This window comes from Rhodanobacter sp. UC4451_H18 (genome assembly GCF_052978225.1).
Genome location: NZ_CM129663.1, coordinates 2,832,987 through 2,858,584, shown reverse-complemented (window position 1 = coordinate 2,858,584; position 25,598 = coordinate 2,832,987). Strand labels below are relative to the sequence as shown.

23 protein-coding genes are annotated in these 25,598 nt (G+C 67.1%); 19 read left to right on the top strand and 4 right to left on the bottom strand.

What is annotated here, in order from left to right; translation table 11 throughout:
- Positions 1–73: 73 nt before the first annotated feature.
- A complete protein-coding gene (gene glnE, locus ACVCMG_RS12860; RefSeq protein WP_447114291.1) occupies positions 74–2,944 on the bottom strand; it encodes a bifunctional [glutamate--ammonia ligase]-adenylyl-L-tyrosine phosphorylase/[glutamate--ammonia-ligase] adenylyltransferase in 2,871 nt (956 codons plus the stop codon).
- Positions 2,945–3,122: 178 nt separating this feature from the next.
- On the opposite strand from glnE, the gene ACVCMG_RS12855 reads away from it, so the two are divergent.
- The 5 genes from ACVCMG_RS12855 to ACVCMG_RS12835 all read left to right on the top strand — a co-directional run bounded on the left by ACVCMG_RS12855 (position 3,123) and on the right by ACVCMG_RS12835 (position 8,040).
- Positions 3,123–5,027, top strand: coding sequence for an LTA synthase family protein (locus ACVCMG_RS12855; protein WP_447114290.1), 1,905 nt, complete (start codon positions 3,123–3,125; stop codon positions 5,025–5,027).
- Positions 5,028–5,232: 205 nt separating this feature from the next.
- On the top strand, positions 5,233–6,489 hold the full coding sequence (dcm, locus tag ACVCMG_RS12850) for a DNA (cytosine-5-)-methyltransferase (RefSeq protein ID WP_447114289.1): 1,257 nt from the start codon (positions 5,233–5,235) through the stop codon (positions 6,487–6,489).
- A gap of 18 nt (positions 6,490–6,507) precedes the next feature.
- On the top strand, positions 6,508–6,783 hold the full coding sequence (locus ACVCMG_RS12845; protein ID WP_447114288.1) for a hypothetical protein: 276 nt from the start codon (positions 6,508–6,510) through the stop codon (positions 6,781–6,783).
- Positions 6,784–6,821: 38 nt separating this feature from the next.
- Complete coding sequence (locus ACVCMG_RS12840) at positions 6,822–7,211, top strand: very short patch repair endonuclease (RefSeq protein WP_447114287.1); 390 nt, start codon at positions 6,822–6,824, stop codon at positions 7,209–7,211.
- Between the two features lie 82 nt (positions 7,212–7,293).
- Positions 7,294–8,040 carry an HNH endonuclease gene (locus ACVCMG_RS12835; protein WP_447114286.1) on the top strand — a complete coding sequence of 249 codons (747 nt, stop codon included), beginning with the start codon at positions 7,294–7,296 and terminating at the stop codon, positions 8,038–8,040.
- Between the two features lie 142 nt (positions 8,041–8,182).
- Here ACVCMG_RS12835 and groL read toward each other — a convergent pair whose 3' ends face one another.
- Complete coding sequence (groL, locus tag ACVCMG_RS12830; protein ID WP_447114285.1) at positions 8,183–9,832, bottom strand: chaperonin GroEL; 1,650 nt, start codon at positions 9,830–9,832, stop codon at positions 8,183–8,185.
- Positions 9,833–9,955: 123 nt separating this feature from the next.
- Positions 9,956–10,249, bottom strand: a complete 294-nt coding sequence (locus tag ACVCMG_RS12825) for a co-chaperone GroES (protein WP_395120292.1) — start codon at positions 10,247–10,249, stop codon at positions 9,956–9,958.
- Between the two features lie 233 nt (positions 10,250–10,482).
- Here ACVCMG_RS12825 and cutA point away from each other — a divergent pair, with 233 nt between their 5' ends.
- The 12 genes from cutA (at position 10,483) to ACVCMG_RS12765 (ending at position 21,669) form a co-directional block, all read left to right on the top strand.
- Entirely contained in the window at positions 10,483–10,806 is a 324-nt protein-coding gene (cutA, locus tag ACVCMG_RS12820; RefSeq protein ID WP_395120293.1) for a divalent-cation tolerance protein CutA, read from the top strand.
- A 103-nt stretch (positions 10,807–10,909) separates the two neighbouring features.
- Complete coding sequence (locus ACVCMG_RS12815; protein ID WP_447114284.1) at positions 10,910–13,099, top strand: protein-disulfide reductase DsbD family protein; 2,190 nt, start codon at positions 10,910–10,912, stop codon at positions 13,097–13,099.
- Positions 13,099–13,662, top strand: a complete 564-nt coding sequence (locus tag ACVCMG_RS12810) for a TlpA family protein disulfide reductase (protein WP_447106824.1) — start codon at positions 13,099–13,101, stop codon at positions 13,660–13,662. Before ACVCMG_RS12815 ends, ACVCMG_RS12810 begins: the two co-directional genes overlap by 1 nt.
- A gap of 145 nt (positions 13,663–13,807) precedes the next feature.
- Complete coding sequence (aroQ, locus tag ACVCMG_RS12805; protein ID WP_395120295.1) at positions 13,808–14,266, top strand: type II 3-dehydroquinate dehydratase; 459 nt, start codon at positions 13,808–13,810, stop codon at positions 14,264–14,266.
- Positions 14,267–14,332: 66 nt separating this feature from the next.
- Positions 14,333–14,800: an acetyl-CoA carboxylase biotin carboxyl carrier protein gene (gene accB / locus ACVCMG_RS12800; RefSeq protein WP_395120296.1), complete on the top strand. Its 468-nt coding sequence runs from the start codon at positions 14,333–14,335 to the stop codon at positions 14,798–14,800.
- A gap of 77 nt (positions 14,801–14,877) precedes the next feature.
- Positions 14,878–15,201, top strand: a complete 324-nt coding sequence (locus tag ACVCMG_RS12795; protein ID WP_447099634.1) for a four helix bundle protein — start codon at positions 14,878–14,880, stop codon at positions 15,199–15,201.
- A gap of 46 nt (positions 15,202–15,247) precedes the next feature.
- Complete coding sequence (gene accC / locus ACVCMG_RS12790) at positions 15,248–16,624, top strand: acetyl-CoA carboxylase biotin carboxylase subunit (RefSeq protein ID WP_395120297.1); 1,377 nt, start codon at positions 15,248–15,250, stop codon at positions 16,622–16,624.
- Positions 16,625–16,745: 121 nt separating this feature from the next.
- The gene (gene prmA / locus ACVCMG_RS12785) at positions 16,746–17,672 is read left to right on the top strand and encodes a 50S ribosomal protein L11 methyltransferase (protein ID WP_447099633.1); all 927 of its coding nucleotides are present in this window, start codon (positions 16,746–16,748) and stop codon (positions 17,670–17,672) included.
- 70 nt (positions 17,673–17,742) lie between these two features.
- Positions 17,743–18,585, top strand: coding sequence for a zinc-ribbon and DUF3426 domain-containing protein (locus ACVCMG_RS12780; protein WP_395120299.1), 843 nt, complete (start codon positions 17,743–17,745; stop codon positions 18,583–18,585).
- A gap of 216 nt (positions 18,586–18,801) precedes the next feature.
- Positions 18,802–19,107 (top strand): helix-turn-helix domain-containing protein, encoded by a 306-nt coding sequence (locus tag ACVCMG_RS12775; protein ID WP_395120301.1) that lies wholly within the window; start codon positions 18,802–18,804, stop codon positions 19,105–19,107.
- 97 nt (positions 19,108–19,204) lie between these two features.
- Entirely contained in the window at positions 19,205–20,815 is a 1,611-nt protein-coding gene (gene purH / locus ACVCMG_RS12770) for a bifunctional phosphoribosylaminoimidazolecarboxamide formyltransferase/IMP cyclohydrolase (protein ID WP_395120302.1), read from the top strand.
- Between the two features lie 143 nt (positions 20,816–20,958).
- Positions 20,959–21,669, top strand: a complete 711-nt coding sequence (locus tag ACVCMG_RS12765) for a glutathione S-transferase (protein ID WP_447114283.1) — start codon at positions 20,959–20,961, stop codon at positions 21,667–21,669.
- A 22-nt stretch (positions 21,670–21,691) separates the two neighbouring features.
- On the opposite strand, the gene ACVCMG_RS12760 is transcribed toward ACVCMG_RS12765, so the two are convergent.
- Positions 21,692–22,210, bottom strand: a complete 519-nt coding sequence (locus tag ACVCMG_RS12760) for a DUF2782 domain-containing protein (protein ID WP_395120304.1) — start codon at positions 22,208–22,210, stop codon at positions 21,692–21,694.
- 93 nt (positions 22,211–22,303) lie between these two features.
- Here ACVCMG_RS12760 and polA point away from each other — a divergent pair, with 93 nt between their 5' ends.
- A complete protein-coding gene (gene polA, locus ACVCMG_RS12755) occupies positions 22,304–25,039 on the top strand; it encodes a DNA polymerase I (RefSeq protein ID WP_447114282.1) in 2,736 nt (911 codons plus the stop codon).
- Between the two features lie 294 nt (positions 25,040–25,333).
- Positions 25,334–25,552 carry a hypothetical protein gene (locus ACVCMG_RS12750; RefSeq protein WP_395120306.1) on the top strand — a complete coding sequence of 73 codons (219 nt, stop codon included), beginning with the start codon at positions 25,334–25,336 and terminating at the stop codon, positions 25,550–25,552.
- Positions 25,553–25,598: the final 46 nt, after the last annotated feature.

Genomic DNA, 25,598 nt, shown 5'->3' with positions numbered 1-25,598 from the left:
CACGTCCGTGAAGCGAAGGGCTCTCCGCGAACACTCCCCGGATCGCGCGCAAGGAGCATGCGCGCGATTCATCTCAACCCTGCGGCGGCGGCTCCGCGTCGGCGGCGAAGGCGAAGCCCAGCGCGTCGGTGACCCCGCGCACGCCGGCGCGCAACTGCTCCAGCGCGGCGTCGCGCGGCGCGATGCGCGAGCGCAGGTCGAGCGTACAGGCCAGCGCGCGTTGCAGCAGGCCAGCGTGCGCGGCCGCCAGGGTCGCCGCCTGATCGTCGTCGAGCACGCCGGCGACGCGGCAGGCCTCGATCAACCCGGCGTTGGCGGTGACGCCGAGCAGCGCCGGCTGCCGCGCCGCGTGCGCCAGCACCAGTCCCTGCAGCGCGAACTCGATGTCGAGCAGGCCGCCGAGGCCCTGCTTCAGGTCGAACTGCTGCTCGTCGGAACGGTCACGCTCGGCGCGCCAGCGCTGACGCATGCTGGCCACTTCCGCGCGCACCGCGGCCGGGTCGCGCGGCACGGCGAGGACGTCGCGGCGTACTGTCGCCAGCTCGGCGTTGAGCGCCGCGTCGCCAGCCACCGGCCGCGCGCGCAACAGCGCCTGGTGCTCCCATGTCCACGCACGGCTTCGCTGGTAGGCCACGAACGCATCGAGGCTGCTTACCAGCAGGCCCTTGGAACCATCCGGACGCAGCCGCGTGTCCACCTCGTACAGACGGCCGGCGCGGGTCAGCACGGTCAGCCAGTTCATCACCCGCTGGGCCAGCCGCTGGTACCAGCGATAGCCTTCCAGCGGACGCTCGCCGTCGCTCATCGCCTGCGCGCGCTGGCCGTCGAACACGAACACCAGGTCCAGGTCCGAGGCGAAGCCCAGTTCCTCGCCGCCGAGACTGCCGTAACCGAGCACGGCGAAGCCCGACCCCACGCCCGGCAGGCGGCCATGCCGCGCCACCAGATCGCGCTCGGCCAGCGCCAGCACCGCGCCCACCACCGACTCCGCCAGCGCGGCCAGCCGGCGTGCGGTGGCTTCGGCGTCGACGCGACCGTCGTTGAAGGCCAGCCCCAACCGGAACGCGGTGGACGAACGGAACTCGGTGATCCGCTCCAACTCGGTCTCCGCGTCGCGCTCATCCAGCGTGCCGAGCACGCGGGTGATCTCGGCGGCGATGTCGGCGCGGCGCAGCGGCAGCTGGTCGATGCGCGGATCGAGCACGTCGTCCAGCAGCAGCGGCTGGGCGATCACCCGTTCGGCGAGAAAGGCGCTGTCGGCGAACAGCCGCACCAGCCGGCGCCGCGCCGCGGGCTGCTCGTCCAGCAGCGCGAGATAGGCCGAGCGCCGCGCCACCGCCTGCATCAGCCGGCACAGCCGCAGCAGCGCGGGCACCGGCGCCGGAGTGTTGCGCGCGGCGCCGAGCAGCTGCGGCAGCAAGCGGTCGAGCCGCTCGCGCGAACGTGGCGACATCGCGCGCACCGAGGCGGCTTGCGGCAGCTTCAGCAAGGCGTCGGCCAGTTCCGCCGCGGGCGCGAAACCGGAAGCCTCCAGCGTGGCCGCATCCAGCGTTTCGTCGCAGGCGCGCTCCCACAGCCGCACGTCGGCGACCGGTGCGGCGGCGACCTGGCCATGCGCGGGCATCAGCACGGCGGCGAACTCCTCGCTGACGATCGCGCGATGGGTCGCCAGCGCCGCGCGCAAGGTTTCCCAGTCGGGGTAGTCGAGGCTGAGCGCGATGCGTTCGCGGCTCAGTGCATCGTCGGGGATGTCGTGGGTTTGCGCGTCGCGCAGCATCTGCACGCGGTTTTCGGCCCGACGCAGCAGCGCGTAGGCCTCGCGCAAGCGCCGCGCGCGCTGCGCGCCGATGTGGCCACGCGCCTCGCAGGCGGCCAGCGCGCCGAGCAGGCCGTGCACGCGCAGGGAAGGTTCGCGTCCGCCGCGGATCAGCTGCACCAGCTGCACGATGAACTCGATCTCGCGGATGCCGCCGGGGCCGAGCTTGAGATTGTCGGCCAGATCCTTGCGCGCCACCTCGGCGTCGATCAGCGCCTTCATCTCGCGCAGCCCGGCGAACGCGGTGTAGTCGAGATACTTGCGGTAGACGAACGGGCGCAGCATCTCCTGCAACTGCTTGCCGTCGGCACGGTCGCCGGCCACCGCGCGCGCCTTGATCCACGCGTAGCGCTCCCAGTCGCGCCCCTCGCTCTGGTAGTACTGCTCCATCGCGGCGAACGACAGCGCCAGCCGGCCGGCCTTGCCGAACGGGCGCAGGCGCATGTCGACGCGCGCGCAGATGCCGTCCATGGTCGGTTCGCCGAGCAGGCGCACCAGCTGGCGGCCGAGCCGCACGAAGTATTCGCTGTTGTCCAGCGGCCGCGCGCCATCGCTCTGGCCCCCGTGCGGGTAGGCAAACAGCAGGTCGATGTCGGAGGAGAAGTTGAGCTCGCTGCCGCCGAGCTTGCCGAAGCCCACCACCAGCAGGTGCTGCAACACGCCTTGCGCATCGCGGCTGTGGCCGTAGCGCGCGGCCATTGCCGCGGTGGCCCACGCCAGCGCCTTGCCCAGCAGCGCCTCGTACAGGACGCTGGTGGCGGACAGGGTTTCCGGCAACTCGTCCAGCCCGTTGACGTCGCGGAACACCAGCCGCAACGCCTCGGCATGGCGAAAGCGGCGCAGCGCGGCCATGCAGCCGGCTTCGTCCTCCGGCAGTGGCAGCGCGTCGATGCGGGCTCCGGCGTCGGCGCCGGAGCGCAGGCGATCCAGCCCCTGCGGGGCGAGCAGCTTCGGCTGGCGACACCAGGTGTCGAACGCGAAATCGCTGGCGAGCAAGGTGCGACGGATGCGTTCGGCGACGCCGGCATCGTCATGCAGGTGCACGCCGGCGGCGCGGCAACGGCGCTCCAGCTCGCGGTAGCGATCATCGATCAGCGCGCGCAGCGCGGCGGATTCGGGCGGGTTCATCGGCCCATTGTGCCGCAGCGCGGCGGCGACGCCGCGCATCGCCGTGCACGGCCGACCCGTTCGTGCGTTGCGCATGCCTGCGGCAGGCCCGACACTTGTCGTTTTGCGCGCCACCCGCCGTTCATCGAGTCCTGTTTACATTCTGGAGACCACCCATGACGACCCCGGCAGTCGCCACATGCCCCTGACCTCTCCCGACATCCGCAGCGCCCGGTATCCGCTGGGCGCGCGCATCGCGCTGGTGCTGGCACTGGCGCTGGCGTTCGTGCTGCTGACCGGGCTGGTCGACGGCGGCGTGGGGGTGACCACGGCGCAGTTGCTCAAGCAGCCGCGGTTCCCGCTGGCCAATGCGCTGCCCGGCCTGCTGCTGGCCGGCGCGCTGCTGGCGTGGACCCGCCGTGCCTGGCTGTCGTTCGGCCTGGCGTTCACGCTGCAAGGGCTGGTCTACGGCGTCAACGTGCTGAAGGTGGCCAACCTCGGCACGCCGCTGCTGCCGGACGATTTCCGCATGATCGGCCAATTGCGCAAGGGCGGCATGCACCTGCTGGCCGGCTACCTGCCGCACAGCCCGTGGCCGTACCTCGCGTTGCTGGCGGCGCTGGCGCTGGTGGTGCTGGCGTGGCGTTACGAGCCGCCGGTGGTACCGCGGCATACCGGTGGCAAGCGCCTCGCCGCCTGCGGCCTGCTGGCCGCGGCGTTCGTCAGCATGCTGGTGGGCCTGTCCGCCTGGGGCAGGATCTACAACGCGCGCGTGCTGTGGCTGGAGCCGTGGTCGGCCCGGGTCACCACCAACCATTCGGGCCTGATCAGCTCGCTGATGCTGTTCCACCTGCAATACGGCGGTGGCCACCACAAGCCCGACCGCGCCGCGGCCGAGCAGCTGATTGCGCAATCCGCGCCGGCGTTGCAACAGGTGCTGCGGCAGCCGGCGGCGACCGGCGAGTTGCCCGACATCGTGGTGGTGCAGAGCGAATCGTTCTTCGACCCGTCGATCATGCACGGCTACGAGCACAGCAACTTCGCGCCCAACCTGCGCCGGCTCGCGCGGCACGGCAGCAGCGGCAAACTGCACGTGCCCACCTTCGGCGGCGGCACCATCCGCACCGAGTTCGAGTTCCTCACCGGCCTGTCGCTGCGCTACTTCGACAACCTGCAGTTCCCCTACCTGCAGATGAGCCACAAGTCGCTGCCCAGCCTGGTGCGCACGCTGGCGTCGCACGGCTACAGCACGCTTGCGCTGCATGGCAACGACCCGGCGTTCTGGAACCGCACCACCGCGTTCCAGGCAATCGGCTTCGACCGGTTCGTGTCGCAATCCTCGTTTCCGCCCGGCGCGCCGAATGACGGCAAGTACATGGCCGACAGCGCGATGACCGACGAGATCATGACCCAGCTCAAGGACAGCGGCCCGCCGCAGTTCATCTTCGCCATCAGCATCGAGGCGCACGGCCCCTACGACATCGAGCCCGCGCACGTCGCCGAACGCGACGCGATCCCGGTGCCCGACGGCATCACCGGCCGCGACAAGCTGGAGCTGCAGACCTACCTCTACCACCTCAAACATGCCGACGCCGAACTCGGCCGGCTGGTGAAGCTGCTCGCCAAACGCGACCGGCCCAGCGTGGTGCTGTTCTACGGCGACCACCTGCCCGCCCTCAGCAACAGCTACCACATCACCGGTTTCGTCGACGGCAGCGACATGCTGAGCCAGGCCGGCGTGTGGCTGCTGGTCGACCCGAAACGGCCGTCCAAACCGCTGCAGGCCGACACCGCCTCCTGGCTGCTGCCGGGCAAACTGCTGGCCCACCTCGGCATCCACGACGACCCCTACTTCGCACTGACCGAACTGGTCGGCCCGCAGATCGCCGCCCTCACCGCCGCCCCCGGCGCCCCGCCGCGCCCGCAGAGCGACGAGCAGCGGCAACTGGACAAGGCCATGGCCGGCGTCGACCAGTTGCGCATGGGCGGCAAGCTCGAACCGATGCTGGCCAAGGCACTGGACGCCGCCGCCGCGATGACGCAAGTGGTGCACGCCACCGCGACGCCTCCGGCGGTCGAGGAACGGTCGGCAACGGCGCACTGACCGGCGTGCGGTTTGGGTGGGCTCAGCGTCGACGCGAGTGATGCGCCGCTCCGGTATCAGCCCACGAGACGCCGCGCCGTCAACATCAGACATCGCACGACACGATGATGCCTGTCCGGCACGGACATGGCCGGGCATCTTCACCACTTGCTATGGGGACACCTTGCGGACATACTGACCGCAATCTTTACCGGAACAACAAGCCATGGAAAACATCCGGCATTTGCTGGCCAGTCTGCGCGGTCGCTACAACCAGCGTGAACTCGCCGAGGCACTGGGCGTCAGCGTGCGCACCGTGCGTCGCTGGGAAACGGGCGAAACAGATCCCCCGCCCTACGTCACCGGCGCCATCCGCCAGTATCTGCTGCCGCTCACCGGGTCGAACGGGAATCCAGATGCCGCGTTTACCTTCATCGACTTGTTCGCCGGCATCGGTGGCATCCGCATGGGCTTCCAGGCCCACGGTGGGCGCTGCGTGTTCACCAGCGAATGGAATCCGTATGCGCAGAAGACCTACCTCGCGAATTTCCCCGAGTCGACGCACAGCTTCGAGGGAGATATCACCCGAGTCGACGAACACGACATCCCCGATCACGACATCCTGCTGGCCGGATTTCCCTGCCAGCCCTTCAGCATCGCCGGTGTGTCCAAGAAAAACGCGCTGGGCCGCGCCCACGGCTTCGCCGACGAGGCGCAAGGGACGTTGTTCTTCGACGTGGCACGCATCATCAAGGCAAAAAAGCCGCGGGCATTTCTGCTGGAGAACGTGAAAAACCTCATCAGCCACGACAAGGGCAATACCTTTCGCGTCATAAAGAAAGTGTTGGAACAGGACCTCGGCTACCACATCCACTGCAAGGTGATCGACGGTCAGCACTTCGTGCCGCAACATCGCGAGCGCATCCTGATCGTCGGCTTCCGCGAACCGACCGACTTCACCTGGGACGACTTGCAACTTCCCAAAGAAGGCCCGCGCCTGCGCAGCATTCTGCATCCGCAGGACGGCAGCGAGTTGCCGGAATCCCACTACACCACCGGCAAGCAAGCCAAGGTGGATGCGCGTTACACGCTCACGCCAAACCTTTGGGCCTATCTGCAAAACTATGCCGCCAAGCACCGCGCCGCCGGCAACGGCTTCGGCTTCGGACTGGTGGATGGCGATGGCGTGACGCGAACCCTTTCCGCGCGCTATTACAAGGATGGATCAGAGATTCTGATATCACAGGGACCGCGCAAGCGACCGCGGCGACTGACGCCGCGCGAGTGCGCGCGATTGATGGGTTTGCCGGACAGCTTCCATATCCCGGTGAGCGATACGCAGGCGTACAAACAATTCGGAAACAGCGTCGTCATGCCGGTCATGCGCGAAGTAGCGCGCATCATGGTGCCCCGCGTGCTCGAGCTGATACGGCAGGAAGAGGAAGGTGTCCACCAAGCGCCGCTGCTCGCGGCCTATGCCTGATAGCGAAGGAGAGTTGTCATGCACGCATCCCGCATCCCCGATTTCGCCAGCAAGAGTCGCGAAGGCATGTCGCGCTGGTTCTTGGAAATGTCCCTGCGCGGCCTGCTGTTCCATCCGGAAGACAGGCCCTGCGACATCATCAGCAATGCAAGCGGCGAACGGCTCTTCCAGTCCAACGAGTGCGTCAAGCTCGACGCCATCATGGCCGAAATGTTCGGCCGATTCGGCGACGAGGTCTGCGAGACGGCGTATCCCATCTTCATGAAAGCCGCCGGCCTCCCACGCGGCAACTGATGACGGACGTAGTTGATCGTGCCACGCGAAGCCGGATGATGTCCGGCATTCGCGGGCGCGACACGAAGCCAGAAGTTATCGTGCGTAAGTATCTGCATGCGCACGGCTTGCGCTATCGCATTGCACCGAAGAATCTACCCGGCAAACCGGACATCGTGCTGCCGAAGTACCGCACCGTCGTCTTCGTGCACGGATGCTTCTGGCACCGACATCAAGGTTGTCGCTTCGCTGCCACACCAAAAACCAACCCGGACTTTTGGCGTAACAAGTTCATCGCCAACGTGACCCGAGATCGGGCCGTAAGGAAACAACTCAAAGCTATGGGCTGGAAGGTTCTCGTCATCTGGGAGTGCAATGTGACCGCAGGGAAACTGCATGCCCTGTGGAAACGCATCAGCGCATCACCACTCTATACCCACAAAATATGACTACGCCCCTTGCCGGAGGTTGATCTTGGCAAAGCCACATCGTTAGGCTTTGCGGATCACCTGATGTGGGGAGTGCGTGCATATGACTATTGTGTGGGAAGACATCTTCGATTCATACGGATCGAAACGAGTAACAAAGACAGACAAGAGCAAGAGCGCGTACGTTCCAAACAAGGCTCAGCGCACAGCCATCGAAGCCGCCGGCATCAAGCCAGCCGACATCCGGCCCGCCCCGGAGTTTGATGTCATCGTCCTGTTCGACAACAAAGTCGATACAACAAAGGCGTCCTACTACTACTCAAAACGATCCAAGAAGGCTAAGCGCTTACCAGAGCCAAGAATGGGACACGGCATCATCGCCGACTGGCTTAACGCAGGCGACCATGTCGTCATAGGCAACGTGGGAAACCAAGTCTTTGCATTCAAACTTCCGTCCGCTCCGTCATCGATGGATGAGAAGTCTGTTGAGAAGGTAGGCAATGCAATCAAGAAGACGATTTATGACCGTGCGAAAAAAGCTAAGGGCAAGCCTGCCAAAAAGCGAGTTACGCGGGACGACTTCGTTCGAAACCCTTATGTCGTAGCCGCTACGATTCATCGGTCCAACGGCAGGTGCGAAATGCCGGGCTGCACTCGCGGCTTGTTTCAGAAGGATAGTGGTGCACCGTACTTGGAGGTGCATCACGTGGTGCCCTTGGCGGAGGACGGTGACGACACTTTGGCGAATGCCGCCGCACTTTGTCCTCACTGCCACCGTGAACTTCACTCCGGAAAGAAACGGAAGTCGCTCAGGAAAACGCTCGCAACTCACATCGCGAAGCTGCCTTAACCGCATTAAAGGTTCCAAAGAAAAACCCCGCCGAGGCGGGGTTTTTCGTATTGCATGCCCTTCGACTTCGCCGCTACGCGGCTACGCGGCTACGCTCAGAGCCTGCTCCGGACTTGATCCGGGGGCGAACGGCTTGGCCGGATCAGAAGTCCATGCCGCCCATGCCGCCCATGCCACCGCCCATGCCGCCGGCGCCGTGGCTGTGCTCTTCCTTCTTCGGCAGCTCGGCGACGATCGCCTCGGTGGTGATCGCCAGGCCGGCGACCGAGGAGGCGTGCTGCAGGGCCGAGCGGGTGACCTTGGTCGGGTCCAGGATGCCCATCGCCACCATGTCACCGAACTCGCCGGTGGCCGCGTTGTAGCCGAAGTTGCCCTTGCCTTCCTTGACCTTGTTGAGGATCACGGACGGCTCTTCGCCGGCATTGGCGACGATGGCGCGCAGCGGCGCTTCCAGCGCGCGGCGGGTGATCGCGATGCCCAGGTCCTGGTCGGCGTTGTCGCCCTTCAGGCCTTCGACGGCCTTCAGCGCGCGGATCAGCGCCACACCACCGCCGGGGACCACGCCTTCTTCCACCGCAGCGCGGGTGGCGTGCAGGGCGTCCTCGACGCGGGCCTTCTTTTCCTTCATTTCGATCTCGGTACCGGCACCGACCTTGATCACGGCAACACCGCCGGCCAGCTTGGCCACGCGCTCCTGCAGCTTCTCGCGGTCGTAGTCGGAGGAGGTCTCCTCGATCTGCGCCTTGATCTGGCCGATGCGCGCCTGGATCTTCTCCGCTTCGCCGGCGCCGTCGATGATCGTGGTGTTTTCCTTGGTGATCACCACGCGCTTGGCGCGGCCAAGATCGTTGATGGTGGTCTTCTCCAGCGACAGGCCCACTTCCTCGGACACGACCTGGCCGTTGGTCAGCACGGCGATGTCTTCCAGGATGGCCTTGCGACGGTCACCGAAGCCCGGCGCCTTGACGGCGGCGACCTTGACGATGCCGCGGATGGTGTTGACCACCAGCGTGGCCAGCGCCTCGCCCTCGACTTCCTCGGCGACGATCACCAGCGGCTTGCCGGCCTTGGCGACGGCTTCCAGCACGGGCAGCAGCTCGCGCACGTTGGAGATCTTCTTGTCGTGGATGAGGATGTAGGGGTCATCCATCTCGACCTGCTGCGAGGTCTGGTTGTTGATGAAGTACGGCGACAGGTAGCCGCGGTCGAACTGCATGCCCTCGACCACGTCCAGCTCGTTGTCCAGGCCGGAACCTTCCTCGACCGTGATCACGCCTTCCTTGCCGACCTTCTTCATCGCGTTGGCGATGATGTCGCCGATGTCGGTGTCGGAGTTGGCCGAGATCGTGCCGACCTGGGCGATTTCCTTGTCGTTGGCGGTGGGGTTGGAGAACTTCTTCAGCTCGCCGACGGCGGCGGTCACCGCCTTGTCGATGCCGCGCTTGAGGTCCATCGGGTTGATGCCGGCGGCCACGGCCTTGAGGCCTTCCTGGATGAACGCCTGCGCCAGCACGGTGGCGGTGGTGGTGCCGTCACCGGCCACGTCGGAGGTCTTTGAGGCGGCTTCCTTGACGATCTGCGCGCCGAGGTTCTCGTACTTGTCGGCCAGCTCGATCTCCTTGGCGACGGACACGCCGTCCTTGGTGATCGTGGGCGCGCCGAAGCTCTTCTCGAGCACCACGTTGCGACCCTTCGGGCCGAGGGTCACCTTGACCGCATTGGCCAGGGTGTTCACGCCCTTGAGCAGGCGGGCGCGGGCGTCTTCGCCGAAACGGACTTCTTTGGCTGCCATGATTTTTTGCCTCAAAAAAATTGAATAAGAATGGGAAACGTCACGAAAGAGCTGCAAGAAGGAGCCGCAGGCGACTGGCGTGCGCGCTTTTGTTCGCGCTCAACCAGCCGGGCCCCGAGCCCATCACCCCTCGATCACCGCCACGATGTCGTCTTCCTTCAGGAACACGAGCTCTTCGCCGTCGATCTTGATTTCCTGGCCGGCATACTTGCCGAACAGCACCGTGTCGCCTTCCTTCAGCGACATCGGGCGAACCTTGCCGTCGGCCATGATCAGGCCGGTGCCGGCGGCGACGACCTTGCCGCGGGTGGGCTTCTCGGTGGCGCTGTCGGGGATGACGATGCCGCCAGCGGAAACGCGCTCTTCTTCGAGACGCTTGACGATGACGCGGTCATGCAACGGACGCAGTTTGCTCATGGAAGGACTCCGATGTCGTTTGAGGTGGGACAAGGCTTTCAAGACCCCGATCCGGCGATCTTGTTAGCACTCGTGGTAGATGAGTGCCAATTCTAGCGACACAAACTGCCGCTGCAAGACGTTCGGACCGGGAACGTACAGCTAATTGGGTGGATGGGTGCAGCTTTCAAGGGGCGGGCGTCGTGCCCGAGGCAGGGGTGCGCGCGGCGGCTCCGCCGGTTAGGCTGGCCGGCATGCCTGACACCGTCCTGCTCTGCTATTGCACCTGCCCGGACCGCGACAGCGCCGGGCGCATCGCCCGGGCGCTGGTCGACGAGCGGCTGGCCGCCTGCGTCAGCGGGATCGCTTCGGTGCGTTCCACCTACCGCTGGCAGGAAGCGGTGCACACCGACACCGAGGAACTGCTGCTGATCAAGACCACCGCCGCCCGCCTGCCGGCGCTGGAACGTCGCGTGCTGGAACTGCATCCTTACGAGGTGCCGGAGTTGATCGCGGTACCGGTGGCCGATGGCCATGCCGCCTACCTCGACTGGGTGCGCGAGCACAGCCGGGACTGAAGTCCGGCGCGACCAAATGAAGCACGCCGCGGCGCAGCGAACCGGCTGCGCCATAATAATGAACCGCTGCCCGCGCGCGGGCCCCATGTTTTCCGGAGTCATGATGCGATCGTTGTCCGCCGGCCCGATGTTTGCCCGCCTGCTGCTGGGCGTGGGCCTGCTGCTGGCCGGCCTGCCCGCGCTGGCGCAGGACACCGACGCTCTGCTGCCGGTGACCGAGGCCTACCAGCTCAGCGCCGACGCCGGCACTCCCGGCGTGCTCAAGCTGCACTGGAAGGTCGCGCCGGACTACTACCTCTATCGCGGCCGCATGAAGTTCAAGGCCGGCGACGGCGTCACCCTGGGCCAGGCGCAACTGCCCGAGGGCAGGAAATACCACGATGAATACCTGGGCGACGTGGAGACCTACCACCACGACATCGACGCCAGCATTCCCTACACCGTCGCCACAGGCACCACGCGGCTGAAGCTCAGCGTGCAGTACCAGGGCTGCCACGAGGTCGACCCGAAGATCTGCTACCCGCCGCATACCGAACAACTGGACCTGGCGCTGCCGACCGCCACCGCACCGACCGCACCCGCGGGCTCGCTGGGCGCGGCCCTGGACCAGCTCGGCCGCGGCGGACAGAGCGCCGCCACCGGCGTGACGCGGGCGCCGCTGCCGCCCGAGCAGGCGTTCCGCTTCGAGGCACTGGCGCAGAGCCCGCAGCAACTGCTGCTGCGCTGGACCATGCCGGCGGGCTATTACCTGTATCGCGACCACACCACGCTCAAGCTGAGGAAGGCCGACGGCGCGCAATTGGGGACGCCCGCGTGGCCGGCCGGCGTGCGGCATCAGGACCCGCAGTTCGGCGAGGTCACGGTGTACTTCGACCAGGTCGAAGTGCCGGTGGCGCTCGAAGGCGTACCCGCCAGGTCCGGACCGCTGACGCTGGAGGCGACCTTCCAGGGTTGTCAGGACGGCGGCCTGTGCTACCCGTTGATGACGCGCACGGTGCAACTCGACCCGGGCAGCGGCACGGTCGCCACCGGCATGCCGACCAGCGCCGCCAGGGAGCTGCCGCCGGCCACCAACGGCGGCCCGCTGCGCACCAGCCTGTTCGCCGCACTGGCGTTGGCGCTGGGCGGCGGGCTGATCCTCAACCTGATGCCGTGCGTGTTGCCGGTATTGTCGATCAAGGCGGTCGGCGTGCTGGAGAGCGGCGAAAACCCCGCCACGCGGCGCAGCCATGCCTTGTTCTATACCGCCGGCGTGCTGTGCAGTTTCGCCGCGCTGGGGCTGGGCATCCTCGCCCTGCGCAGCGCCGGTCACGCACTGGGCTGGGGTACGCAGCTGCAGCAGCCGGTGGTGGTCGGCGTGCTGGCCTGCGTGATGCTGGCGGTGGGCCTGTCGATGTCCGGCGTGGTGCAGTTCGGCGCCTCGCTGGGCAATACCGGCGCCGGGCTGGCGCGGCGCGCCGGTCCGGCCGGCGACTTCTTCACCGGCGTGCTGGCGGTGGTGGTGGCCAGCCCCTGCACCGCGCCCTTCATGGGCGGCGCGCTGGCCTATGCATTCACCGCGCCGATGCTGTCGGCGCTGCTGGTGTTCCTGATGCTGGGCATCGGCCTGGCGTTGCCGTTCCTGGCGATCGGCTTCGTGCCCGCGGTGGCGCGATGGTTGCCGAAGCCCGGGCGCTGGATGGAAACGCTGAAGCAGGTGCTGGCCTTCCCGATGTACCTCACCGCCGCCTGGCTGGTCTGGGTGCTGGCCAACCAGCGCGGCGCCGACGCGGTGGGCCTGGTGCTGGTGGCGATGGTGCTGCTGGCGATGACCTTGTGGTGGTTCGAGCGCAGCCGTTCGCGCGGCGTGGTCAGCAAGCTGGCGGTGGCCGTGCTGGCGGTCGCCACGCTGGTGCCGATGAGCCTGCTCAGTCAGGTGCCGCCGCCTACCGCAGCCCGCATGGCCGACGGCGTGGTGCCCTATTCCGCGGAGAAGCTGGCCGCGCTGCGCGAAGCGGGCACGCCGGTGTTCGTGGACATGACCGCCGACTGGTGCGTGACCTGCAAGGCCAACGAGCACACGGTGCTCGACACCGCGCGCTTCCGCGACCTGCTGCAGCGCACCGGCGCGGTCTACATGAAGGGCGACTGGACCGACGTGAACCCGGCGATCAGCGCCTTCCTGGCCGAGTACCACTCGCCGGGCGTGCCGCTGTACGTGGTGTTCCCGAAGGATGGCGGTCCCGGCCGGCAGCTGTCGACCGTGCTGACCGCCTCGATGGTCGAACGGGCGTTGACCGACGCGGCGCGCTGATGCTCGACCGCACCTCCGGCCTGATCCTGCTGCTGGCCGCGCTGGCCGCCCTGCTCGGCGGCGGGCTGGCCCAATACCGACACCATCGCGCGACAGCCCCCGTTCCGGTCGCCGCGCCGGCCGTATCGGCGATGGTCGGCAAGCCGCTGCCGGCGCTGACGCTGGCGGATCTGGACGGGCGCATGCACGCGCTGACGGCGTACCGCGGGCGCCGCCTGCTCATCAATTTCTGGGCCAGCTGGTGCGGCCCGTGTCTGCAGGAAATGCCTGCGCTCGACGGGGCCCAGCGCAAGTTCGCCGATAATGGGGTGATCGTGCTGGGAATCGCCATGGATCAGCCCGACCACGTTCGTGCTTTTCTGGCCAGGCAACCGGTGAGTTACCCGATCTTGCTGGGCAATCTGGAGGCACCGAGCACATCCCTGCAATTGGGCGATGAGGCTGAAATCCTGCCATTCAGCGTGCTGATCGGCGCCGATGGGCACATTATCGCGACTCACGCCGGTATTCTTTCGCCGCAGCTGCTGACCCAGTGGTTGGCGCCGCAGCAAGGTGCTCTCTGAGTTCGGCCAAACATACGCCAGCGCAGGGCAATCCCTGCGGGTTCTCCGTTGAACATCGCCGATCTGCCGCGAACTGGACAACATCGCCCGACGCGCGCACACTGCGCCGGGTTCCGGGGCCTCCGGACGCAAGCTGGGTGGTTTCGTGGCGAAGATCCTGGTCCTGCACGGACCCAACCTCAACCTGCTGGGTGCACGCGAGCCGCAGATCTACGGCCGCGAAACGCTGGCCGGGATCAACCAGAGCCTGGCCGATCGGGCGCAGGCGGCCGGCCACGAATTGCAGTGGTTCCAGTCCAATGCCGAGCATGAGCTGATTGCGCGCGTGCACCAGGCGCGCGACGACCGCACCGCCCTGATCCTGTGCAATGCCGGCGCCTTCACCCATACCAGCATCGCGCTGCGCGACGCGTTTGCGGCGGTGGCCATCCCGTTCATCGAAGTGCACCTGTCCAACGTGTTCGCGCGCGAGCCGTTCCGCCACCACTCGTATCTGTCGGATCTGGCGCTCGGCGTGATCTGCGGCTTCGGCAGCGCCAGCTACGCACTGGCGCTGGACGCGGCGATCCAGCGGCTGCAGGCGCCGCCTGCCGCCGACGCCTGACCGGCGGCACCCTCTTTCCCCTTCCAGCCGCCTCCACGGCGGCATGACTGACCAAAGGCTGATCCGATGGATTTGCGCAAAATCAAGAAGCTGATCGACTTGCTCGAGGAATCCAACCTCGCCGAACTGGAGATCAAGGAGGGCGAGGAAGTCGTGCGTCTGTCGCGCGTGCCCAAGGGCACCGCACCGGTCGCGGCCGCCGCGCCGGTGGCCGCCGCCGCGCCCGCCGTGGCCGCCGCCCCGGTGGCCGCTGCGCCCGCCGCCGCTTCCGAAGCGCCGCCCGCCGACGCCCTGCCGGCCGGCCACGTGGTCAAGGCGCCGATGGTCGGCACCTTCTACGCCTCCGCCTCGCCCGGCGCCCCCGCCTTCGTCAAGGTCGGCCAGCAGGTCAAGGCCGGCGACACCCTGGGCGTGATCGAGGCGATGAAGATGTTCAACCAGATCGAAGCCGAAGTCGCCGGCACCGTACAGGCCATCCTGATCGAGAACGGCCAGCCCGTGGAATTCGACGAACCGATGTTCGTGATTGCCTGAAAAGCAGGGAATAGGGAATCGTGAATAGGGAATTGTCAAAGCGGCCGCACGAAGACTTGTCGGTCTGGAAGCGAGCAATGTCGCTGGTGGAGCAAGTCTATGCCTGCTCTTCGGCATTCCCCGACAGCGAACGCTTCGGGCTGACCGCCCAGCTCAGGCGCGCTGCCGTCAGCGTCCCGTCTAACATCGCCGAGGGCGCCGCTCGTCGCTCGACTCCCGAATACCTGCGCTTTTTGTCGATCGCTCGTGGATCGCTATCAGAGCTGGACACTCAGCTGCAGATCGCCGCACGGCTTGGTTACGGGACTATTCCGGTTGACACCAAGATTTCCATAGATGAGGTGTTTGCCATGCTGACTGGTCTGATGAACACACTGCGAACAAGAGAGGCGATTCGATGATCTCCCTATTCCCTATTCCCCATTCCCTATTCCCTTTCACATTCCCATGCTAGAAAAAGTCGTCATCGCCAATCGCGGCGAAATCGCCCTGCGCGTGCTGCGCGCGTGCCACAGCCTTGGCATCAAGACGGTCGCGGTGCACTCCACCGTGGACCGCAACCTGAAACACGTCGGCCTGGCCGACGAGGCGATCTGCATCGGCCCGGGGCCGTCGGCGGACAGCTACCTCAACATCCCGCGCATCATCGCCGCGGCGGAGATCACCGACGCCCAGGCCATCCATCCGGGCTACGGCTTCCTCTCCGAGCGCGCCGACTTCGCCGAGCAGGTGGAGCAGTCCGGCTTCATCTTCATCGGACCGACCGCCGACGTGATTCGCCTGATGGGCGACAAGGTCGAGGCGATCCGCGCGATGAAGGCGGCCGGCGTGCCCTGCGTGCCCGGCTCCGGTGGTCCGCTGACCGAGGATGTCGACGCCAGCATCAAGATCGCGCGCGAGATCGGCTACCCGGTGATCATCAAGGCCGCCGGCGGCGGCGGCGGCCGCGGCATGCGCGTGGTGCGCACCGAGGCGCACCTGGGCAACTCCATCGTGATGACCAAGCAGGAGGCCAAGGCGGCCTTCGGCAACGATCAGGTCTACATGGAGAAGTTCCTGGAGAACCCGCGCCACGTGGAGATCCAGGTGCTGGCCGATGGCCAGGGCCACGCCATCTATCTCGGCGAACGCGACTGCTCGATGCAGCGCCGCCACCAGAAGGTGGTCGAGGAAGCGCCGGCGCCGGGCATCACGCCCGAGCTGCGCGCGCAGATCGGCAAGGTCTGCGTCGACGCCTGCCTGCGCATCGGCTACCGCGGCGCCGGCACGTTCGAGTTCCTGTTCGAGAACGGCCGCTTCTACTTCATCGAGATGAACACCCGCATCCAGGTCGAGCACCCGGTGACCGAATTCATCACCGGCGTGGACCTGGTGCGCGAGCAGCTGCTGATCGCCGGCGGCCAGCCGTTGTCGATCCGGCAGGAAGACGTGCACATCACCGGCCACGCCATCGAGTGCCGCATCAACGCCGAGGACCCGGACACCTTCATGCCCAGCCCCGGCACGGTGAAGCGCTTCGAGGCGCCGGGCGGCCCCGGCGTGCGCGTGGACACCCACCTCTACGACGGCTACAGGATCCCGCCGAACTACGACTCGATGATCGGCAAGCTGATCGTCCACGGCCCGGATCGCAAGACCGCCATCGCGCGCATGCAGCTGGCGCTGGCCGAAACGGTCATCGAAGGCGTCAAGTGCAACATCCCGCTGCAGCAGCGGATCATGGCCGACGTCGGCTTCCAGCACGGCAGCCAGAATATCCATTACCTGGAAAAACGCATGGCCGAACAGAAGGAAAAGGCTGCCGCCGGTGCGGCAGAGAAGTGAGTGAAGAGGAGTTGAGGAGTGAGAGAAGGCCGGCGCGCCCGTGCTTCTCTCCACCTTTGACACACTCGCCAAGCCTCGCCCTTCTCTCGTTCCTCACTCCTCTTCACTCACTCCTCGCCTCATGCCCTTCCTCGAACTCTCCCTGATCATCCGCACCGAACAGCAGCCACGCGTGGAAGAGGCGCTGGAGGATCTGGGCGCGTTGTCGATCACCCTGCGCGATGCCGACGCCGAGACGCCGGACGAGCAGGCGATCTTCGAGCCGGGCGTGGGCGAGTTGCCGCTGTGGCCGACGATCACGCTGGATGCGCTGTTCGACGAGCACGCCGACCGGCGCGGCATTGCCGCGGCACTGGGCGACCTGTTGCCATGGCTGGAACCGGATCAGCTGAGCTTCCGCGACGTCGCCGACCAGGACTGGGAGCGCGCGTGGATGGACCAGTTCAAGCCGATGGCGTTCGGCCACCGGTTGTGGATCTATCCGTGGAACATCGAGCCGCCCGTCGATGACGGCAACATCGGCCGCTCCGACGCCTCCACGCGCGTCGTCGTGCGGCTCGACCCGGGCCTCGCCTTCGGCAGCGGCACCCACCCGACCACCGCGCTGTGCCTGGAATGGCTGGACGGGCTCGACCTGCACGGCAGGACGATCACCGATTACGGCTGCGGCTCCGGCATCCTGGCCATCGCTGCGCTGAAGCTCGGCGCCGCTGCCGCAATCGGCATCGACAACGATCCGCAGGCACTCACGGCCTCGGCCGACAACGCCGCGCGCAACGGCGTGGCCGATCGCCTGACGCTGTTCCTGCCGGAAGATCACCCCGACGGCGCCACCGACGTGTTCGTCGCCAACATCCTCGCCGGGCCGCTCGATACGCTGGCGCCGACCTTCGCGGCCGCGGCAAAACCCGGCGCGCCCTTCGCGATCTCCGGTATCCTCGCCGGCCAGCAGGACGAGTTGCTGGCGCGCTACGCGGAATGGTTCGAGGACTTGCGCGCAGACCTTCGCGACGACTGGGTGCGCATCAGCGGGCGTCGTCGCCGCTGACGCCGCCGCTGCATCCGCATGCTCCGGACAGCCTGTTAAGCTTGGGCGATACCGGTTGAAGCGGCGACGCATGTATACCCAATGCCCCGAATGCCTGTCCGTGTTTTCGCTGGATGCACAGACACTGGCGAAGGCTCACGGTCACGTGGTGTGCGGGCATTGCAACGCCAGCTTCGGCAGCCTGGCCACGCTCACCGAGCAATTGCCGCCCGAGCCATTCGTCGAACTGGCCGTCAACGAGCCCGCGCTGGAACCGCCGCTGCTGGACCTGGTGGTCTATCGGCCGCAACCCGAGCCGGTGGTGGTGGCGACCGAACAGCCGGCCAGCGCGCCGCCCGAGGATTTTTCGCAACTGGTGTTCACGCCGCGCTTCGCCCGCCAGTCGCGCGGCCGCGCGGGCAAGCGCACGCGCGGGAAAGCCCATCGCCTGCGCGCCGCCTCAGGCGAGCGCAACTGGCCGTGGATACTTGCCTGCGGCGTGCTGACACTGCTGTTGCTCGCGCAACTGGGGTGGGCCAAGCGCGACGCCCTGATCCGCGATCCCACCGTGGGCGGCTGGTTGCGCAGCAGTTGTGCCGTGCTGCACTGCCGGCTGCCGCTGGTGGCCGCGCCGGCACGCCTGCGCCTGCTCGCCAGCAACGTGCAGGCGCACCCCAGCGTGCCGAACGCGCTGATGATCAGCGCCAGCGTGCGCAACGACGCCAGCTTCGCGCAGCCCTATCCGGTGGTGACGGTGACGCTGTCCGACGCGCAAGGCCAGCGACTGGCCATGCGCCGGCTGCAGCCGACGGAGTACCTCGACGACCCTGCGACCTTGCGTCGCGGCCTGGCGCCCGGTGCCGTGGCGGTGTTGCTGCTGGAGGTCAAGGACCCCGGCGACCAGGCCGTCGCGTTCGAGTTCGGCTTCGAGTGAAGCGTGCCGCGCCCCATGGGCAACGACGCCTCGGCTGAACGGATCAGGGTCTCCCGCGCTTGTCGAGGGACTTAAAATCGACCGCGCACAAGGGTAGACTCAAGCGCTCGCACCGAGTGCCCGCCGGCACTCAATCCATGCTGCGAATGCACCAACCGACACCAGAGAACGCAGCGGCCCTCGCAGCCGCCGCACCGCATGCGAGGGAAAGTATCCGTGAATGCCGCCAGACTGCCTGCCGCCGAGGCTGCCGTATCGACCTCGTCGCAAGCTGCGCTTGCGCACGGCTCCGGCAGCGCACTGAGTGAGTGCGTCAGCCGCACGGTGCGACGCTATCTGGCCGACATCGGCGACACCGAATGTGCCGAGGGCCTGCACGCGCTGGTGCTGCACGAAGTCGAAGTGCCGCTGCTGCGCGAGGTGCTGGCCTTCCACGGCGGCAACCAGAGCCGCGCCGCCGTGGCGCTGGGCATCAATCGCGCCACGCTGCGCAAGAAGCTGGCGGCGCACGGGTTGCTTTGAGGCCGCTGACGCGGGATGGGGGATTGGCAACAGCCCAGATCACCGCCCGGCCCGCCACTGCAACAACGAATTTTCCATCCCTGATCCCGGAGCCATCATGTCCGTCCCTGCCGTCGTTCCCGTTCGCCGCGCGCTGCTCAGCGTTTCCGACAAGACGGGGTTGGTCGAGTTGGCGCGGCGGCTGGCGGCGAAGGGGGTGGAACTGCTTTCCACCGGCGGCTCGGCGCGCACGCTGCGCGAGGCGGGCATCGCGGTTACCGAGGTCAGCGACGTCACCGGCTTCCCCGAGATCATGGACGGCCGCGTGAAGACGCTGCACCCGAAGGTGCACGGCGCACTGCTCGGCCGGCGCGGCACCGACGACGCGGTGATGGCCGAACTCGGCATCGCGCCGATCGACCTGCTGGTGCTGAACCTCTACCCGTTCGAGGCCACGGTGGCGAAGCCCGACTGCACGCTGGAGCAGGCGATCGAGAACATCGACATCGGCGGTCCGGCCATGCTGCGCTCGGCGGCGAAGAACTGGAACGACGTGGCCGTGCTGACCTCGCCCGCGCAGTACGACGCGGCGCTGGAGGAGATCGAGGCTCAAGGCGGCCTGACTCGCGCGACGCGCTTCAAGCTGGCGGTGGCCGCGTTCAACGACGTGTCCAGCTATGACGGCGCGATCAGCGATTACCTGTCCGCGCTGCAACTCAACGACGCCCAGGACGCCATCGCCGGCCACGACATGTTCCCCGGCCAGGTCAACGGCCGCTTCGTCAAACTGATGGACCTGCGCTACGGCGAGAACCCGCACCAGAGCGCCGCGTTCTACCGCGACCTGTATCCGGCGCCGGGCACGCTGGCCACCTTCCGCCAGCTGCAGGGCAAGGAGTTGTCGTTCAACAACATCGCCGACGCCGACGCCGCGTGGGAATGCGTGCGCAGCTTCGTCAAGCCGGCCTGCGTGATCGTCAAGCACGCCAACCCCTGCGGCGTGGCGGTGAGCCTGGACGGCATCGGCAAGGCGTATGACCTGGCCTTCCAGACCGATCCCACCTCGGCCTTCGGCGGCATCATCGCGTTCAACCGCGAAGTCGACGGCGCTACCGCGAAGGCGATCGTCGAGCGCCAGTTCGTCGAGGTGGTGCTGGCGCCGGCCTACGCGGATGACGCGCTGAAGGCATTCCACAAGAAAGGCAACGTGCGCGTGCTGGTGATCCCGCTGCCGACGCACGGCGAACTGCGTGATGCCCACCCCGGCATGCACTCCAAGCGCGTCGGTTCGGGCTTGCTGCTGCAGAGCGCCGACACCGGCATGATCACCGCGGCGGACCTGAAAGTGGTCACCCGCAAGGCGCCCACCGAAGCGCAGATCCACGACCTCATCTTCGCCTGGAAGGTGGCCAAGTTCGTCAAGTCCAACGCCATCGTCTATGCGAAGAATCGCCAGACCATCGGCGTCGGTGCCGGCCAGATGAGCCGCGTCTACAGTGCGAAGATCGCCGGCATCAAGGCCGCCGACGAGAAGCTCGAAGTGCGCGGCTCGGTGATGGCCAGCGACGCGTTCTTCCCGTTCCGCGACGGCATCGACGCGGCGGCCGAGGCGGGCATCGCTGCGGTGATCCAGCCCGGCGGCTCGATGCGCGATGGCGAAGTGATCGCCGCCGCCGACGAACACGACATCGCGATGGTGTTCACCGGCATGCGCCATTTCCGCCACTGAGCGCACGCCCCGCAGGAGCCCGCTCGCGGGCGATGCTTTTCCCGGGGATTCGCAAAGGCAAGAGCATCGCCCGCGAGCGGGCTCCTGCACGTCGCGTAGTAGTGTCACGCCGCGGCATCGGATATCCCGCTGCGGAGGCTGCCATGCGCTACGAACTGTATTACTGGAGCGGCATCCAGGGCCGCGGTGAATTCGTGCGGTTGGCGCTGGAGGATGCCGGCGCCGATTACGTCGACGTGGCGCGCGAGGAAGGCGACGATGCCATCGTGCGCTACCTCGACGGCGCGCACGAAGGCGCGTTGCCGTTCGCGCCGCCGTTTCTCAAGGCCGGTCGGCTGGTGATCGCGCAGACCGCGAACATCGTGCAGTACCTGGGCCCGCCACTGTCGCTGCTGCCGCAAGGCACCAGCGTGCGGCGCTACGCCCACCAGCTGCAATTGACCATCGCCGACCTCGTGGCCGAAGTGCACGACGCGCACCACCCCATCGCCAGCGGCCTTTACTACGAAGACCAGCGCGAGGAAGCCCGCCGCCGGGCCGGCGACCTGCGCACGCAGCGGCTGCCGAAGTTCCTCCACTACTTCGAGCAGGTGCTGGAGCGCGGCGGTGGCCGCCACGCGCTGCGCCGGCACTCCTGCGTCGACCTGTCGCTGTTCCAGCTGATGAGCGGCCTGAACTATGCGTTTCCCCGCACGATGCAACGCCTGCACGCCGGCCTGCCCTTGCTGCACGCGCTGCACGCCAACGTGACCCAGCGCCCGCGTATCGCGGCCTACCTGGCGTCCACGCGGCGCGTACCGTTCAATGAAAGCGGCATCTTCCGCCACTACCCGGAGCTGGACGACCCGGCCTGAGCGGCCGCGCCGTCATCGAGGTTCAGCGACTGCTGCTGGAAGCCGGCGCGCCGGTGTCGTCGGACGGCTCGGCCGGCGGGCGGCTCTTGCCCCATTCCAGCACCTTGTACAGCGCAGGCGTGGCGCGTCGCTGGCCGTGTTCGTCCACCAGCCGGCCCTGCGGGTCGACCATGTAGGTCTGCTGCAGGCCGTGCCTGGGCGTGACCACCACCATGTAGACGCGACCGTTGCGGCTGTATTCCTGCACCGTGTTTTCGCCCTGCTGACGGATCTGCACTTCGGGTTCGTCGGCGGGACGGCCCATGCGGCTGTCGCCGCTCTTCATCGCCGGCAGGGTGAGCGGACGCAGATCGGGTTTCGGCGCGCTCGCGGGCGGTGCCGCGGACGTGGCCGGCGGCGGGTTTGCCTGCACGCCGGGATCGTTCATGCCGGGCGGCGGCAAGGCCGGACCGGGGGCGGCCGTCTGGGCGTGCACTGCCGCGGCGAACAGCGCGGTCGACAGCAAGGTGGCGACAACAACCGGCACGGCAGGGATTTTCATGGTGGCAACCTCGATGGGGAGGGCAGCATAGCAGCGCACCCGCGGCGCTTCCGTGAAACGCGACATTTCGCCGTGCATGCGAGAATCCCGCCCATGCCCAAGCTCATCCTCATCGACGGTTCGTCCTATCTCTACCGCGCGTTCCACGCGTTGCCGCCGCTTTCCAACGCGCGCGGCGAGCCCACCGGTGCGCTGTTCGGCGTGGTCAACATGCTGCGCGCCACGCTGAAGGCAAAGCCCGATTACCTGGCCTTCGTCAGCGACGCGCCCGGGCCGACCTTTCGCGATGCGTTGTACGACCAGTACAAGGCGAACCGGCCGCCGATGCCGGACGACCTGCGCGCGCAGGTTGCGCCGATGCTGGCCATCGTCGCTGCGCTGGGCTTTCCGATCCTGCGCGTGGACGGCGTCGAGGCCGACGACGTGATCGGCACGCTGGCGGTGCAGGCGCGCGCACTCGGCATCGAGGTGGAAGTGTCCACCAGCGACAAGGACATGGCGCAGCTGGTCGGACCGCAGGTCACCCTGGTCAACACCATGACCGGCACGGTGATGGACGATGCCGGCGTGATGGCCAAGTTCGGCGTGCGGCCGGACCAGATCATCGACTTTCTCACGCTCACCGGCGACGCCATCGACAACATTCCCGGCGTGCCCAAGTGCGGGCCCAAGACCGCCGCCAAATGGCTGGCCGAGTTCGATTCGCTGGATGGCGTGATGGCCAATGCCGACAAGGTCGGCGGCAAGATCGGCGAGAGCCTGCGCGCCACGCTGCCGCAACTGCCGCTGTCGCGCGAACTGGTGACGATCAAGACTGACGTGGCACTGGAGTTCGGCCCCACCGACCTGGCGCAGCGCGAGCCCGATGTCGAACAGTTGCGCGAGCTGTACACGCGCTACGAGTTCAAGGCGGCGTTGAAGGAGCTGGATGGAGCGGCGGAACCTGCAGGAGCGCACCCCGTGCGCGAAGCTCTTCCGGCGCGGGACGAAGGGCATCGCGCACAGGGTGCGCTCCTGCAAGGGCCGGGCGAATACGAACTGGTCATCACCCGGCCGGCCTTCGATGCGTGGCTGGAAAAGCTTCGCAGCACCGAACTGATCGCCTTCGATACGGAAACCACCAGCATCGACGCGATGCGTGCGGACATCGTCGGCATCAGTTTCGCGGTGGAGCCGGGCAAGGCCTGCTACATCCCGCTCGGCCACGACTATCCGGGCGCGCCGCCGCAGCTCGATCGTGGCGAGGTGCTGCGCGCGCTCAAGCCGATCTTCGAGGATGCCGCGCGGCCCAAGCTCGGCCAGCACGCGAAGTACGACATCAACATCCTGTCGCATTACGGCATCACGGTGCAGGGCGTGAAGCATGATTCGATGCTTGAATCCTACGTGTGGAACGCCACCGCCACACGCCACGACATGGATTCGCTGGCGAAGAAATACCTCGGCTACGAGACCGTGAAATACGAGCAGGTCGCCGGCAAGGGGGCCAAGCAGATTTCCTTCTCGCAGGTGGACCTGGACACTGCCTGCCGCTACGCCGCCGAGGATGCCGACATCACCCTGCGCCTGCACCATGCGCTATGGCCCAGGCTGCAGGGCGTGCCCTCGCTGCAACGCGTGTACGAGGAGATCGAGATTCCGCTGGTGCCGGTGCTGGCCGGGATGGAGCGCCGCGGCGTCCTGATCGACGGCGACGCGCTGCGCGCGCAGAGCCAGCAGCTGGGCAAGCGCATGCTGGAGCTGCAGCAGCAATCGCACGCGCTGGCCGGGCGCGAGTTCAATCTCGATTCACCCAGGCAGCTGCAGGCGGTGCTGTTCGACGAACTGGGCCTGGAAGCGAAACTCAAGACGCCGACCGGCCAGCCCTCGACCAACGAGGAAGCGCTGGAGGCGATTGCCGAGACGCACGAACTGCCGCGATTGATCCTGGACTACCGCGGCCTGGCCAAGCTGCGCAGCACCTACACCGACAAGCTGTCCGGCATCGTCAACCCGCGCACCGGCCGCGTGCACACCAGCTACCACCAGGGCTCGGTGGCGACCGGGCGGATCTCCTCCTCCGACCCCAACCTGCAGAACATCCCGGTGCGCACCGAGGAAGGCCGGCGCATCCGCCAGGCCTTCATCGCGCCGCCGGGGTGGAAGGTGATGGCGGCGGACTACTCGCAGATCGAACTGCGCATCATGGCCCACCTGTCCGGCGACGAAGGCCTGCTGCGCGCGTTCCACTCCGGTGGCGACGTGCATCGCGCCACCGCGGCCGAAGTGTTCGGCGTGGCGCCGGAAGACATCACCACCAACCAGCGCCGCGCGGCCAAGGCGATCAATTTCGGCCTGATGTACGGCATGAGCGCGTTCGGCCTGGCCCGCCAGCTCGGCGTGGACCGCGGCGAGGCCAGCGACTACATGGGCCGCTATTTCTCGCGCTACCCCGGCGTGCGCGCGTTCATGGAAGCCACCCGCGAGCGGGCCCACCGCGACGGCTACGTGGAGACCCTGTTCGGCCGCCGGCTGTACCTGGAAAACCTCACCGCACGCAACGCCGGCCTGCGCCAGGGCGCCGAACGCGCCGCGGTGAACGCGCCGATGCAGGGCACCGCGGCGGACATCATCAAGCGCGCGATGATCACCGTGGCGGCGTGGCTGGCCGAACGCGACGACGCCCACATGCTGATGCAGGTGCACGACGAACTGGTGTTCGAGGTGCGCGCCGACGCCGTCGAGGAGGTCCGCCGCGCGGTGTCGGAGCGGATGTCCGGCGCGGCGGAACTGTCCGTGCCGCTGCTGGTCGATGTCGGCGTGGGCGCCAACTGGGACGAGGCACACTGACGCCGGCCGGAGGTTAATTTTCCATGAGAATGAATCGCAGTTGAATTTCTGCGCGAGCCTTGCAACTTTCCCGGCGCGGCCGCATCTAATCCTTCGGATGCACGCAACGGCATCCGCGGCCAGCCCACCTCCCTGGGCGGCCACAGTCGCGAACCTCTCCCCTGGGTTTTCGCGTCTGCCCCGGCCCCGAAGGTTCCCCCTAACCTTCGGGGCCTTTTTTTGCCTCGCCGGCGTGTACATTCCGTGCACGAACGATTGCGGCATACTCGATCCACCATCATCACGGGGAATACCATGCGTGCAGGCTTGATCGTCATTGGCATCATTCTCGTCGCCGCGGGCATCTGGGTGGTCGCCGGACATGCCTTCTACCAGGACACCGACACGCTGGTGCAGGTCGGCTCGGCCAAGCTCACCGCCACGCACGACAAGGGCGTGCCGCAGTGGATCGGCATCGTCGGCATCGTCGTCGGCGGCCTGCTCGCCCTCGGCGGCTTCATGCAGAAGCGCTGAAGCGCATCGACCCGCCAACGAAAACCGCCGCGCTTCGCGGCGGTTT

What these genes read in the sequence shown, in the direction of transcription:
- glnE (WP_447114291.1), bottom strand. Translation starts at nt 2,944, where the DNA reads ATGAACCCGCCCGAATCCGCCGCGCTGCGCGCGCTGATCGATGATCGC.
- ACVCMG_RS12855 (WP_447114290.1), top strand. Translation starts at nt 3,123, where the DNA reads ATGCCCCTGACCTCTCCCGACATCCGCAGCGCCCGGTATCCGCTGGGC.
- dcm (WP_447114289.1), top strand. Translation starts at nt 5,233, where the DNA reads ATGGAAAACATCCGGCATTTGCTGGCCAGTCTGCGCGGTCGCTACAAC.
- ACVCMG_RS12845 (WP_447114288.1), top strand. Translation starts at nt 6,508, where the DNA reads ATGCACGCATCCCGCATCCCCGATTTCGCCAGCAAGAGTCGCGAAGGC.
- ACVCMG_RS12840 (WP_447114287.1), top strand. Translation starts at nt 6,822, where the DNA reads ATGTCCGGCATTCGCGGGCGCGACACGAAGCCAGAAGTTATCGTGCGT.
- ACVCMG_RS12835 (WP_447114286.1), top strand. Translation starts at nt 7,294, where the DNA reads ATGACTATTGTGTGGGAAGACATCTTCGATTCATACGGATCGAAACGA.
- groL (WP_447114285.1), bottom strand. Translation starts at nt 9,832, where the DNA reads ATGGCAGCCAAAGAAGTCCGTTTCGGCGAAGACGCCCGCGCCCGCCTG.
- ACVCMG_RS12825 (WP_395120292.1), bottom strand. Translation starts at nt 10,249, where the DNA reads ATGAGCAAACTGCGTCCGTTGCATGACCGCGTCATCGTCAAGCGTCTC.
- cutA (WP_395120293.1), top strand. Translation starts at nt 10,483, where the DNA reads ATGCCTGACACCGTCCTGCTCTGCTATTGCACCTGCCCGGACCGCGAC.
- ACVCMG_RS12815 (WP_447114284.1), top strand. Translation starts at nt 10,910, where the DNA reads ATGCGATCGTTGTCCGCCGGCCCGATGTTTGCCCGCCTGCTGCTGGGC.
- ACVCMG_RS12810 (WP_447106824.1), top strand. Translation starts at nt 13,099, where the DNA reads ATGCTCGACCGCACCTCCGGCCTGATCCTGCTGCTGGCCGCGCTGGCC.
- accB (WP_395120296.1), top strand. Translation starts at nt 14,333, where the DNA reads ATGGATTTGCGCAAAATCAAGAAGCTGATCGACTTGCTCGAGGAATCC.
- ACVCMG_RS12795 (WP_447099634.1), top strand. Translation starts at nt 14,878, where the DNA reads ATGTCGCTGGTGGAGCAAGTCTATGCCTGCTCTTCGGCATTCCCCGAC.
- accC (WP_395120297.1), top strand. Translation starts at nt 15,248, where the DNA reads ATGCTAGAAAAAGTCGTCATCGCCAATCGCGGCGAAATCGCCCTGCGC.
- prmA (WP_447099633.1), top strand. Translation starts at nt 16,746, where the DNA reads ATGCCCTTCCTCGAACTCTCCCTGATCATCCGCACCGAACAGCAGCCA.
- ACVCMG_RS12780 (WP_395120299.1), top strand. Translation starts at nt 17,743, where the DNA reads ATGTATACCCAATGCCCCGAATGCCTGTCCGTGTTTTCGCTGGATGCA.
- purH (WP_395120302.1), top strand. Translation starts at nt 19,205, where the DNA reads ATGTCCGTCCCTGCCGTCGTTCCCGTTCGCCGCGCGCTGCTCAGCGTT.
- ACVCMG_RS12765 (WP_447114283.1), top strand. Translation starts at nt 20,959, where the DNA reads ATGCGCTACGAACTGTATTACTGGAGCGGCATCCAGGGCCGCGGTGAA.
- ACVCMG_RS12760 (WP_395120304.1), bottom strand. Translation starts at nt 22,210, where the DNA reads ATGAAAATCCCTGCCGTGCCGGTTGTTGTCGCCACCTTGCTGTCGACC.
- polA (WP_447114282.1), top strand. Translation starts at nt 22,304, where the DNA reads ATGCCCAAGCTCATCCTCATCGACGGTTCGTCCTATCTCTACCGCGCG.
- ACVCMG_RS12750 (WP_395120306.1), top strand. Translation starts at nt 25,334, where the DNA reads ATGCGTGCAGGCTTGATCGTCATTGGCATCATTCTCGTCGCCGCGGGC.